Here is a 12910-nt window from a genome sequence, read left to right as displayed (position 1 = left end):
GGAAGAGAGGGACAGCATGATGCGATTTAAGGATGTATTTTCTATCATTGGCCCCGCCATGGTTGGACCCTCAAGCTCACATACCGCAGGGGCGGTCCGGCTCGGCAGAGTGGCCCGCCGCTTGTTGGCTGTTCAGCCGGAATGGGTAGATATTCAGCTCTACGGTTCTTTTGCTGACACGTATAAGGGTCATGGGACGGATTTGGCGTTGATAGCCGGCCTGTTGGACTATGAGCCTGACGATCCCCGTGTCCGGGAATCGCTCAAGAACGCGGAGTATTTAGGTATACGGGTTACGATAACACCCAGCAGCGGCTTAGCCCAGCATCCGAATACGGCTTTGATCCGTTTGGGCTGCGGTGACCAGCAAATGGCCATTCGCGGCGCATCGATTGGAGGCGGCAATATCGAGCTGGAGCAGGTCAATGGCTTCGACGTCAGATTCAGCGGTGTTTATCCGACACTGCTTGTTTTTCATACGGACCGCACAGGGATGATCTCGGATATTTCCGGTGTGCTCCGTGAATTGGATATCAATATCGGGTACATGGATGTCGATCGTAAGGAACGTAAAGGAGACGCCTTGACGGTCGTGGAAACCGATGGTTCATTTCCAGCTGGATTACAGGCGCGACTAGGCCAATTAGCGGATGTGCAGGATGTACGAATCATCGACTGGGGGGAAGGGAATTCATGAGGTTTCAAACCTTGGATCAGCTATCGTCAATCTGTCAGGCAGAAGGGCAGCCGATTTCCGCTGTTATGCTGCATGATCAGGCCAAGGAGTCGGGCCGTCCGCCCGAGGAGGAATTCGCGAAGATGGCTGATTACTACAGCGTCATGAAGCAGGCCGTTCATAAAGGCCTCTTCGAGCCGACGCCTTCCCGAAGCGGATTAACCGGCTTCGATGCGCAGCGTGTTATGGCTTATATGGCCAAGGGCGAGCCGCTGCTTGGCCCGGCTGCTGCGGCAGCGATGGCATACGCGCTTGCGGTGTCAGAGGTCAATGCGTCGATGGGACGCATTGTGGCCACGCCGACCGCAGGCTCCTGCGGGATTATCCCTGGTGTGTTTGTCAGCACCCAGGAACGATTCGGCTGGAGCGACGAGCACATGGTCGCTGGGCTGTTCAGTGCAGGGGCGATCGGTTATGTGATCGCTAATAATTCATTCGTGTCTGGCGCCGAAGGCGGCTGTCAGGCGGAGATCGGCTCAGCCATCGGCATGGCGGCAGGTGCGCTGGTCGAGCTGAGAGGTGGAACCTCCGCTCAAGCGATCCACGCCGTGGGACTGGCGCTTAAAAACTCGCTCGGTCTGATCTGTGATCCTGTCGGCGGACTTGTTGAAATTCCCTGCATCGTACGCAATGGCTTCGGTGCAACAACGGCACTGGCTGCAGCAGATATGGCTTTAGCCGATGTACGCAGCGTGATCCCATCCGATGAGGTCATCCAGGTGATGCTGGAGGTTGGAGCGGCCATGCCTGAGAAGCACAGAGAAACGGCCAAGGGCGGACTGGCCCAGACGCCAACAGGCAAGAGGCTGATGAAGGAGCTGTATGGCACAAAAAGCAAGGAGAAGCCACAGCCATGACGAAGCTGAGAGCTACCCCTTGTGCAAACAATTCAGCTCCTAAGGGGATCTGGTGGTTGAGAGTTTCCAATCCTCAAAAAAGACAGTCCCATTAACGGAACTGTCTTACGTCATGCTGGACATACCCATCCAAGGGCGTTGTTATCTATCACCGCGTTCAATATGCAGACGAGGCTTCGTATTGGCTGTTGTATCCTTATACATTTCCCGCTCCTGGCTTTCAAGCGGTAGGCTGACGAGCTTCCATTCTGTTTGTCCCATTACCGGATCATAAGGAAATTCATCTCCGCGTTTCAACGTTTCTTCGCGTCCCCATTCGTTTTCATAAATGCCGTCTGTCTCCACTTCATGTCCGGAAACCGGCTCCATGCTTTTATCCTCAGCCATGTGTACCCTTCCTCTCCTAAATAATAGTGATTTCGTTCGTTAGTATGCGCGCGTTTCCTGCAGCCTAATCACTCTATGCATATTGCCGCAAAACGTATATAATCGAAAACAGTGAGCATCGGACCCGGCAATCCTGAGAGTGGAGAGCTACAACAATTAAATAGGGAGAGGATTCGTTTTGTTTGTGCAGTGGCTAAGACAAGGTTTCTTTGGCAATGTCCGCAATGATGTATTATCCGGTATTACGGTAGCGCTCGCCTTGATCCCCGAGGCAATTGCTTTTTCGATTATGGCGGGTGTAGACCCGATGGTAGGGCTGTACGCGTCCTTCACGATTGCAGTCACCATTTCAATTGTGGGCGGTAGACCCGGCATGATTTCGGCGGCAACTGGAGCTATGGCTTCATTAATGGGGCCGATTATCGTGAAGTACGGCTTGGACTATTTATTCGCGGCAACGGTACTGACCGGGTTGCTCCAGCTTATTCTTGGCGTATTTAAGGTAGGAAGGTTTATTACCTTTGTTCCACATTCGGTTATTATTGGGTTTGTGAATGCGTTGGCCATTATTATTTTCATGGCGCAGCTGCCCAATTTTGTCGGTGAATCCTGGCCGATGTATGCGATGGTAGCAGGGACGCTCGCGATCATTTATTTGCTTCCGCTTCTAACTAAAGTAGTGCCCTCCGCGTTGGTGGCGATTATCGTGATGACGGTTGTTGCGATTGCATTGAAGCTGGATATTCGCACAGTAGGCGACATGGGTGAGATTCGACAGGCGCTGCCTTTCCTGCATATTCCGCAAATTTCGTGGTCATGGCATACACTGCTGATCCTGCTGCCTTATTCTCTGGCGTTGGCGATTGTGGGCATGACGGAATCGTTGCTGACCGCAACCATTGTCGATGAAATGACGGAAACTGGCAGTGACAAAAACCGCGAGGTTCGCGGACAAGGGATTGCCAATATGATCAATGGATTGTTTGGTGGCATGGCTGGTTGTGCGATGATCGGACAAACGGTTATTAATATCAAGTCTGGCGGCAGGACGCGGCTATCAACGCTCGTTTCAGGGGTGTTTCTTCTATTCTTGATTCTTGTGCTTGGCGATATCGTGAAGCAAATTCCGATGGCAGCGCTGGTTGGTGTGATGTTCATGGTGTCGATCGGAACTTTTGATTGGGGAGCGGTTCGGACTCTGGGTACAATCCCGCGCAGTGATGCAGTGGTGATGGTGCTGACGGTGGCGATTGTCGTAGCCACATCAAATCTGGCGATTGGCGTCGTATCGGGAGTCGTACTCAGTGCGCTCAACTTTGGCTGGAGAATGGCGAAGCTGAACTGTCAGGTAATTGTACGTGAGGAGTCGAATCTATTAAAATATGAGGATGCACTTAAGCAGTATATGATAACGGGGCCGTTGTTTTTTGGTACGATGACCCATTTTATTGAGCTATTTGAGCCGCATACAGATCCGGATCATATCAGGATTGACCTTAAAGGATCGCATATTTGGGATCATTCCGCAGTCACGGCCATCACCAAGGTTACGGAAAAATACAGGGCTTTGGGGAAAAAAATTACGATCACCGGACTCGACCCGCAGAGCCGCCAATTGATGGAAGCGTATCGAAATATAGAGATATTATGAACATCCTATATATACCATTGACATCCTATAAATAGTGGTGGTAGAGTTAAGACCTAGTAAAAGAGTAGGATTTGCAAAAGATGTAGGGGGAATCGTGATCATGAATAAAATTAAACAAAGCATAGCCTTATTGCTCGTGCTGATTCTGGCAGTGAGCTTGGCAGCTTGCGGAGCCAAACCGGAAGCCAAACCAACCGAAGCTCCAAGCGGTACACCGACGGCAGGTGCGGCATCGTTGGAGAACAAAAAAATTGCATTGATTATGCAAATCAACCTGGGTACGTTCTCGGCACAATATATAGAAGGCGTTAAAGAGCAAGTCGAAAAGCTGGGCGGTAAAGTAACGGTATTTACAGCTGAAGGCGATTTGGCCAAAATGTCCTCCAATCTGGATGCGGCTATCAACCAAAAGATGGACGGTATCCTGATCGACCATGGTACAGCGGAAGCTTTAGAAGCTGGCGTGAAAAAAGCATTGGAGAAAAAGATTCCGGTCATTGCCTTTGATGCGGACATCAAGGTTCCAGGCGTAACGGTATTAGAGCAAGGCGATCAAAAGATGGCTGAGCTTACGCTCGACAAAATGGGCAAGGACATGGAAGGCAAAGGCAATATCGTGAAGATCTGGGTAGCAGGCTTCGCGCCAATGGAACGCAGACAAGTGGCTTACAAAGCATTTATGGATAAAAACACAGGAATCAAGGAAGTAGCGGCATTCGGAGCGGCTTCGGCTAATACGGCGTTGGATACCCAAGCACAAATGGAAGCTATTCTTAAGAAATACCCGAACAAAGGCGACATTACAGCTGTATGGGCTGCATGGGATGAGTTCGCAAAGGGCGCTGCCCGTGCGATTCAACAAGCAGGACGCAGTGAAATCAAAATTTACGGTATCGATATGAGCGACGAGGATTTGCAGATGATTCAGGATACGAAGAACCCATGGGTTGCTTCTGCTGCAGTAGATCCTAAGGATATCGGACGCATTCAAGTACGTTTCTTATACCAAAAGCTGCATGGTGACCAAACTCCGGATAAAATTGTGTTAGATCCGGTTTTCGTATCGAGAGACCAACTGCCGGCTGCGCAGATTTCCACAACGCAATTGAGCGAGCATGTTAAAGGCTGGGGCAAAAGCGAGCAAGGCTATACCGATTGGTTGAAGCAAGCTGAAAAGAAGAAATAATCGAGTTTTAGATATTTAGTATCCCATCGATCTGGATCGATGGGATTTTCCATTGAAATGAGGAGCGTGATGCCAGGATGACGAGTTCCATCACCTTATTGCAAATGAGTCACATCTCCAAGTCATTTCCCGGAGTGAAGGCACTGCAGCAGGTTGACTTTGCGGTTAGCGGAGGCGAAATTCATGCACTGCTTGGAGCTAATGGGGCAGGCAAAAGCACATTAATCAAAGTGATGTCCGGCGCCTATTTGCCTGATGAGGGCGAGATCTCGATTGACGGCAAGCCCCTTGCGATCAGCGGTCCAAGCGATGCCATTCAGAGTGGGATTCAATGCGTTTATCAGGAAGTGGATACAGCTCTTGTACCTAAGCTTACCGTTGCGGAAAATATTATGCTGGATCGGATGACGAAAGGCAGCGGCTGGTTAAGCTGGAGTCAAATCGAGCGGGAAGCCGCCCGTATATTAAGCGACATTGGACTTACAGTTGATGTGCGAAGGCAGGCTGGGGAGCTGAGCATCGCGCACAAGCAAATGGTGCTCATTGCCCGTGCATTAGCGCAAAAGGCCAAGTTTATTATCTTTGATGAGCCTACAGCGCCGCTCAGCAATGAGGAAGCAGACCAGCTATTTCGAATTATGGAACGGCTTAAGGCTGATGGCGTAGGCTGTATATTTATTTCTCACCGCTTGAATGAAGTATTCCGGATCAGTGACAAGGTAACAGTGATGCGTGATGGTCGGATTATTGCTACCCAGGCTGCGGCGGATACGAGTGTAAAAGTCGTCATCGAGCAGATGCTTGGCAGAACCTTCGAGGAAGAATTCCCCAAGGAAGAGGTGCCGATCGGCGGGCCGTTATTGGTGGCGAGAGATTTGACGCTGGGCACCAAGGTTCGCGGAGTGAACTTATCCGTGCACAGCGGGGAAATTGTCGGCATCGTAGGCTTGGTGGGAGCCGGTAAAACCGAGCTGTCCCGTTTGCTGTTCGGAGCCGATCCGCTGGAGCGTGGAGAGATTGAGCTGCAAGGGAAGCGGTTGAAGCTCAGCAATCCAAGCGATGCGGTGCGTGAAGGCATTGCGCTGATTCCAGAGGAGCGTCGCAAGCAGGGTATTCTTGTTGAACAGTCGGTCAAGCATAACCTGTCTCTGCCGCTGCTTAAGCTGTTCAGCCGATTCGGTTTTGTTCAACAGTCGCAGGAAGCTGCCAATGCAAAGGCTATGATCCAGCAATTGGGCGTTCATCCGCCGAATATGGAGCAGCTGGTAAAATATTTGAGCGGTGGCAACCAGCAGAAGGTTGCTGTCGGCAAGTGGCTGCCAACTGACGCGCAAATCTATATTTTTGATGAGCCGACCAAGGGTGTTGATATCGGAGCCAAAAGTGATATATTCCGTTTAATTGGCCGACTTGCCGGGGAAGGCAAGGGGATTATGTATTGCTCCTGCGAAATCGCCGAGATTTTGGGGATAGCGGATCGGATACTCGTTATGAGCTACGGCCAAATCGTGAAAGAGCTGCGTCGGGATGAAGCCACGCAGGAACAAATTTTGTACTACGCGAGCGCTGGGGAGGCTACGTTTCAGTGAAAGATAAATTTCTGGATTACTCATATAAGTATGGGGCATTAGTGATCATTGCCCTGGTTATCGTGTTGTTTTCTCTCAGCAATGAAAACTTTTTGTCCTACGACAATTTGGCCGATATTTTACGTTCGATATCGATCGTTACTTTTGTTGCGATAGGCGTGACCTTCTCGCAAATTGTCGATGGCTTCGATCTTTCGGTAGGCTCGACGGTTTCACTGACGACTGTTGTAGTGGCCTCCATGATGGTATTTTATCAGCTGCCGCTCATCCTGGTACTAACAGTTCCGTTGCTGATCGGCGTATTGATCGGTTTGTTAAATGCGCTGCTGATCGTTAAGGTTCGCATCCCCGATCTGTTGGCGACACTTGCGGTCATGTACATTATAGGTGGGGTACACAAGACGTACACCAAAGGATTTTCCATTTATAACAACATGCAATTACCGGACGGAACGAAGGCGCCGGGCAAATTCACAGAGTCCTTTCTCTGGATCGGCCAAGGCAAGCTGTTTGGTCTGCCTGTTCCTGTGCTGCTGATGATCATTGCGGTTGTGCTTGTGCACATATTTTTGACCTATACTCGCTGGGGACGTCAATTGTATGTAACCGGAGGCAATCAGGAAGCCGCGCGTCTGTCAGGTATTCAGGTCAATCGGGTGCGTACGATGGCTTATGTACTGTCAGGAGTTTTTGCTGCTATGGGCGGTCTGCTGTTTGCAGCCCGTGTCGGATCGGGTCAAATTGATGCGGGTGCTCCCGTATTGATGGAATCGGTAGCTGCCGTATTTGTCGGTTATTCGGTGCTGGGTGCCGGGAAACCCAATGTTATTGGCACGTTCTTTGGAGCTGTTCTGATCGGAGTGCTGTTGAACGGACTAACGATGCTGAATCTGCCGTATTATGCGTTCGATATTATTAAAGGGCTTGTTCTCGTACTGGCGCTAGCTATCACATTTATCCATTTAACACGCCGACGCTCAGCATAATCGGTTATAATGGGGTAACAACTGGAGCTTGTAGTCCTGCTGCAGGAACAGGCATGATGAACGAGAGGGCATACACGATATGGCGTTATGGGGTACGATCATTAATGCGGCAGCCATCATTGTCGGCGGCTTGCTGGGACTGATGCTGAATCGCTTGAGTCAGGGCATTCGCAGCACGGTGATGCAGGGGATCGGTTTGGCTTTGGTAGCACTAGGTTTGTCGATGACGTTGAAGTCGACGAATTTTTTACTCATAGTGGCAAGTCTGGTACTTGGCGGACTGCTGGGTGAGCTGCTGCATGTGGAACGAAATCTGGAGGCGCTGGGCCGACAGTTGGAGCGGATGGTTAATGCTTTAAGCCGCTTCATCCGCAGGCTCTCTGGAGGCAGGAAACAAAGCAAGCTGGCTGATCTGCAGTCAGAAGTCCAAGTTCAAGGCAGGATAGCCGCTGGATTTGTGAACACAACATTGATTTACTGTGTCGGTGCGATGGCGATCCTGGGCTCGCTCGATAGCGGGCTGCGTGGACAGCATGATATTTTATATGTAAAGGCTATGATGGATGGCTTTTTAACAGTCATATTTGCCTCTACAATGGGTGTTGGGGTGCTATTCTCGGCATTCTCGGTGTTTCTTTATCAGGGAGCTATAGCACTTGCCGCTTCAGGCATCGCCTCCTTGGTGGACAAGGCTGCACTTGATGAGATCATTATGCAAATTACAGCGGTTGGTGGTGTTTTGATTATGGGCATCGGCATTAATCTGCTGGAGCTGCGCAAAATTAACGTCGCCAATCTGCTGCCCTCTGTGCTCGTAGCGGCACTTGCGGTTCCTTTCATTCATTGGATTTCGACCTGGTAGATAGAGAGCTCAGCACTGACAATCGTTGTCGGTGCTTTTTGAGATAGAGTTCGACAGTTGGCGCCGCGAAAGCCTGATATTTCACAGCTGAGAAGGGGGATGAGGTCATGTTGTATTCCTTGAAAAATCGCTTGATTGCCTCGTTTGTTGTGCTGCTTGTGCTTTCATTTGGAACCGTTTCCTCTTTGCTGTTTAATGAATCCCGTTCGATTGTCAGATCCTATATAGAATCGTCGGCGCTGGAGAAAATGGACGAATACGGCTCCTATGTCAACATGGCGCTCAATCAAATCTATGATTTATCGTCCCTTGTGTATAATAGCGATGTGACCAAAAAATGGGATATCGCCTTATCTGATCCTTCTTTGTCCTCAGGGGAAAAGATGCTGTCCAACATTGAGCTAAGCGGGTTTTTGACCCAAACGACCAACAATTATTCAGGGGTTTCCTCGGTGTCGATTTATCGTCCAGAGGGCTTGTGGATCAGCATTGGCAATCAGGTGGTTGCGGATAAGGAATTTTTAGAGGAGCCGTGGTACAAGGATTTTATGCAGAATGGGAACCATTGGGTATCTGCCCACAATGATCAGGTCGAATCCAGACAGTCGAAGCCTTATCAGGTGGTGAGCTTGCTGCTGCCGATCGGCACCTTCGAGCCTTCTCTCTACAAAAGCGTGATGAAGGTTAATGTGAGTGTCGATTTTTTTCTGGAGCCGCTCAAGCGGATACATCTGGGAGACAGCGGTACGATCTTTTTGCTGGATCAAAACGGTCTTCCGATTCTTTCGCAACATGAATATGCATCCGATCCCGAAACAATCAGAAATGTAGAGGCTGTCAAGACTGTACGTGCGCGTCAAGGTGTCCTGTATGTACCGAATGACCGGGGCATGAACGATATTGTGGTTTACAAAAAGCTGAATCAGTGGCTGCTGGTCGGCATCGTATCTGAGCAGGATCTGTACGCCAAGCTGTACACACTACGCAATAGCATCATTCTGTTTACTACCTTACTGCTGCTGTGCGCAATCCTTGTGGCGACATGGTTGTCACATGGAATTACGAAGCCATTGTCGCGACTGGCCTCAGCAATGCGTTCCGTGCAAAAAGGCGACTTTGCCCATGCGGAAAGCCGTATTCCTGCCGATCAGATCGTTCGCAATGAGGTTGGTTACGTGACTTCAACATTTCGCAATATGGTGGAGCAGCTGCAGCATCATATCAAAACCGAGTTTGAGCTGAAGCTGCTTCGCCAGCAGGCTGAATATAAAGCGCTGCTGCTGCAAATCAACCCGCATTTTTTGTTCAATACACTGGAGCTGATGAGCAGCCTGTCGATGCAGCAGCGCACCGGAGATACGGTTAAAGTGATCGAATCGCTCGGCAAAATGATGCGGTTTTCGCTTCGAAGCAGTGAGGATCTCGTTCCGCTGCAGGAGGAATTAACTTATCTGAAGCATTACGTCTCGATCCTGCAAATCCGCTTCGGGGAGAGACTGGATATTTCGACCCAGGAAGAGGGGGACATGGACAGCAGGCAAATGGTGAAATTTATTTTGCAGCCATTGGTGGAAAATGCAGTCAAATACAGCTTCCTTCATCAAACGATAGCGAAGGTGGTCATTCGGATATACAGCGAGCCGGAGCAGGTGCGCTTAATCGTTGAAGATAATGGCCCAGGCATAGACGAGGAGTTGATACAGCGGTTGTATGCAGAATCGCTATCCTCCCAGTTCGATCACATCTTGAATACGGGTTCGAGGCAGATCGGATTGCGTAATGTGCTGGCGCGCTGTCAGCTGTATTACGGAGGACGATTTAGCTTCACTATCGAATCGCCGCAGGATCGCGGAACCCGGATCGAGCTGATCCTGCCTGTACAGCAGATGCTGACGAAATGAAATGTATGAGTCTTATCCATACCAAAAGTAGGAGGTACCCCATATGTATCGCGTCATGATTGTGGATGACGAGCCGGAAATTCGACTCGGGTTAAAGCTGAAGGCCGACTGGGACAGCCTGCGATTGATGGTCGTTGCCGAAGCTTCGAATGGCATTGAAGCGTTAGAGCGGTTGGCATCTGACGCCATCGACCTGGTTATAACCGATATGAATATGCCGGTGATGAACGGGGTTTCTTTTCTCGAAAGCTGTCACGAGCAGTACCCAGGACTTAAGATCATCGTGATTACCGGATACGAGGATTTCCATTATGCCAGAGCTGCCGTACGCAATCAGGCACGTGATTATTTGCTCAAGCCTGTTACTCAGGATGAGCTGATGGCTGCTCTGCGCAAGGTGACCCAGGAGCTGAATGAGGAGAGAAATCTCAAAAACGAGCAGGCCGACGTACGTTGGCGGCTTTCCCAATATTATGTCGAGATGAAGGAGCATTTTATTGTTCATTTGGTCAAGGAGGAGCTTAAACCAGGACAGGCTGAGCAGGAGCGCGCAGAGCTGTTCTTGCTGCGTGATTGGAATGAACGGATGGTCAGCTTCCTGACCGTGGGATTTAAGGAGCGCAAACCAGGTCAGACGCTAACGAGCACAGCTGCAACTGGATCCTTAGACAATAAGCACATCAGCACGGAGGTATCCGCAAGTTCTATGTCGGCCGACCCATCTAACCCAGCTGATACACGTACGCCGGATAAGCTGCGTCTTCCATTCGAAATGATTTGCCGGGAGGTTGCTCAGCTTCATACAGGTCAGCCGCAGGTATTTCGTGATCCGAATTATCCAGGGCTGATGCATTTTATCCTGAACCATGACGATGAAGCGGCTGCATCGTTCATCGAAGAGCTGCGTACGAGCATAAGCAGTTATTTATCGTTCGAGCCTGCTATCAGCATCGGGCAGCCGATAAGTGGCTTTAGCAAGTGGAAGGAAGGGTACATGTCTTCCCTGATAGCCTGGAATTTGCTCGAGAGCGATGCAGGCGGTACAGCTAAAGAATACGCAGACAACAGACCGGCATTAGCCGAGGATGTAGCTAAAATCATTCAAAGACAGCTGTCACGCGGCGAATTGGAGCTGTTCACCCAGACGGTTCGTAAGGAGCTGACAGATGCCTTTATCGAGTCACAGGTGCAGTTCGTCAAGCTGGTGCTCCAGCTCTATTTGCTGCTGGACTCCATGGCTTATGCAGCCGGTGTGCAGTTGGAAGCCGGGGAACAGCTGTGGGTAAGGCCGGATATGGTGCTAGCCTTGGATACGATAGATAAAGCTCAAGGCTTTCTGGTCCATTTGGGCCAGAAAATCGATCTTAAAACAAAGGCTGACACGGAGGACCCGGAGCAATCGATGATCCAGGCAGCCTTGCAGTTTATTGACAGCAATTACATGTATGAATTGAATTTGACGATGCTTGCCGAACGTTTTAGCTACAACTCCTCCTATTTCTCAGAGCTGTTCAAATCGAAGGTAGGCAAAACGTTTATCCAATATGTGACTGAGGTGCGTATGGCCCATGCGATACGACTGCTGGTGGATACCCAGCTCAGCTTGTGGGATATTGCCGAATTGAGCGGTTTTTCCAATGCCAGCTACTTCTCCTCCAAATTTAAACGTATGTATGGGGTAACCCCATCCGATTGTCGCCACCGTCCACCTGAAAAATTTAATAATGAACTGCCGAAGAAATAGAATTCATTACAAGTCCTCTAGTCTGTATGATTAGGTTATCGTTCGTAACTACACACGGATCATTTCCATAAGATCAGGATTAGGAGGCCACCATGCAAGCTTCGCGCAAACCAACCCAATACCGACAGAATCGTACAGCATATTTGTTTTTGCTGCCGTGGCTGATCGGTTTTTTCTGTCTGACGCTGGGCCCGATGCTCGGTTCGTTATACTTGTCAATGACCAAGTTCAATCTATTGTCTTCACCACGGTGGCTCGGTTTCGACAATTATGTGCAGATTTTTACAGATGACAGCATGTTCTACCATTCCTTAAAATTAACATTTCAGTATGTACTGTTCTCCGTACCGCTGCGGCTCATCTTCGCTTTATTGGTGGCTATGGCTTTGAATAAAGGGATTCGAGCGCTTGGGATTTACCGGACCGTCTATTATATTCCCTCATTGCTTGGCGGCAGTGTAGCCATTGCGATTGTTTGGCGCAAAATATTCGATGGTAACGGGCTTTTTAATCATTTTCTCAGCTGGTTCGGTATTGAAGGACCGTCCTGGATAGCGAATCCGAACTTTGTGCTGTATACGATAGTTACGTTGTCCGTCTGGCAGTTTGGTTCGGCGATGGTCATTTTTTTGGCTGGCTTGAAGCAGATTCCTGCCGATTTGTACGAAGCGTCCCAGGTGGATGGTGCCGGCAAAATCCGTCAGTTTTTTCAAATCACGCTGCCGCTGCTGTCGCCGGTCCTGTTTTTTAACCTCGTCATGACGATCATCAATTCGTTTCAGGTGTTTACGCCGGGCTTTGTGATTGGAGACGGACGCGGAGGGCCGATGGACTCGACAATGTTCTATACGTTGTACTTATATTTAAAAGGCTTCTCCTTTTTCGATATGGGCTATGCGTCCGCACTGGCCTGGATCATGCTTGTCATGATCGGAGGCTTAACGGCAATCGTTTTTGCAACCTCAAAGTATTGGGTTTTTTATGGAGACGGCAAGGAAGAGAAGGGGTGAC

Annotated in this window: 11 protein-coding genes; 10 read left to right on the top strand and 1 reads right to left on the bottom strand. The window is 49.7% G+C overall.

Features of this window, described 5'->3' with window-relative positions:
- Positions 1-16: 16 nt before the first annotated feature.
- Positions 17-697: an L-serine ammonia-lyase, iron-sulfur-dependent subunit beta gene (gene sdaAB / locus LRL21_RS22145; RefSeq protein ID WP_240417969.1), complete on the top strand. Its 681-nt coding sequence runs from the start codon at positions 17-19 to the stop codon at positions 695-697.
- Positions 694-1593 (top strand): L-serine ammonia-lyase, iron-sulfur-dependent, subunit alpha, encoded by a 900-nt coding sequence (sdaAA, locus tag LRL21_RS22140; protein WP_240417968.1) that lies wholly within the window; start codon positions 694-696, stop codon positions 1591-1593. Before sdaAB ends, sdaAA begins: the two co-directional genes overlap by 4 nt.
- 141 nt (positions 1594-1734) lie before the next feature.
- Here sdaAA and LRL21_RS22135 read toward each other — a convergent pair whose 3' ends face one another.
- A complete protein-coding gene (locus LRL21_RS22135) occupies positions 1735-1980 on the bottom strand; it encodes a hypothetical protein (protein WP_240417967.1) in 246 nt (81 codons plus the stop codon).
- Between the two features lie 178 nt (positions 1981-2158).
- Between LRL21_RS22135 and LRL21_RS22130 the strand changes: the two genes are divergently transcribed.
- The 8 genes from LRL21_RS22130 (at position 2159) to LRL21_RS22095 (ending at position 12909) form a co-directional block, all read left to right on the top strand.
- A complete protein-coding gene (locus tag LRL21_RS22130; RefSeq protein ID WP_240417966.1) occupies positions 2159-3631 on the top strand; it encodes a SulP family inorganic anion transporter in 1473 nt (490 codons plus the stop codon).
- 100 nt (positions 3632-3731) lie between these two features.
- Positions 3732-4817 (top strand): sugar ABC transporter substrate-binding protein, encoded by a 1086-nt coding sequence (locus LRL21_RS22125; RefSeq protein ID WP_240417965.1) that lies wholly within the window; start codon positions 3732-3734, stop codon positions 4815-4817.
- A 77-nt stretch (positions 4818-4894) separates the two neighbouring features.
- On the top strand, positions 4895-6406 hold the full coding sequence (locus LRL21_RS22120; RefSeq protein WP_240417964.1) for a sugar ABC transporter ATP-binding protein: 1512 nt from the start codon (positions 4895-4897) through the stop codon (positions 6404-6406).
- On the top strand, positions 6403-7392 hold the full coding sequence (locus tag LRL21_RS22115) for an ABC transporter permease (protein WP_076230357.1): 990 nt from the start codon (positions 6403-6405) through the stop codon (positions 7390-7392). Before LRL21_RS22120 ends, LRL21_RS22115 begins: the two co-directional genes overlap by 4 nt.
- A 79-nt stretch (positions 7393-7471) precedes the next feature.
- Positions 7472-8254, top strand: a complete 783-nt coding sequence (locus LRL21_RS22110) for a DUF554 domain-containing protein (protein ID WP_240417963.1) — start codon at positions 7472-7474, stop codon at positions 8252-8254.
- 107 nt (positions 8255-8361) lie between these two features.
- Positions 8362-10155, top strand: coding sequence for a cache domain-containing sensor histidine kinase (locus LRL21_RS22105; RefSeq protein ID WP_240417962.1), 1794 nt, complete (start codon positions 8362-8364; stop codon positions 10153-10155).
- A gap of 43 nt (positions 10156-10198) precedes the next feature.
- Entirely contained in the window at positions 10199-11899 is a 1701-nt protein-coding gene (locus LRL21_RS22100) for a response regulator transcription factor (protein ID WP_240417961.1), read from the top strand.
- A gap of 92 nt (positions 11900-11991) precedes the next feature.
- Complete coding sequence (locus tag LRL21_RS22095) at positions 11992-12909, top strand: carbohydrate ABC transporter permease (protein ID WP_240417960.1); 918 nt, start codon at positions 11992-11994, stop codon at positions 12907-12909.
- Position 12910 lies beyond the last annotated feature (1 nt).

It is taken from the genome of Paenibacillus periandrae (genome assembly GCF_022458865.1).
Classification (GTDB): Bacteria; Bacillota; Bacilli; order Paenibacillales; family NBRC-103111; genus Paenibacillus_S; species Paenibacillus_S periandrae.
Note: the sequence above shows the minus strand (reverse complement) of the source record. Positions and strands in the feature narration are given on the sequence as shown.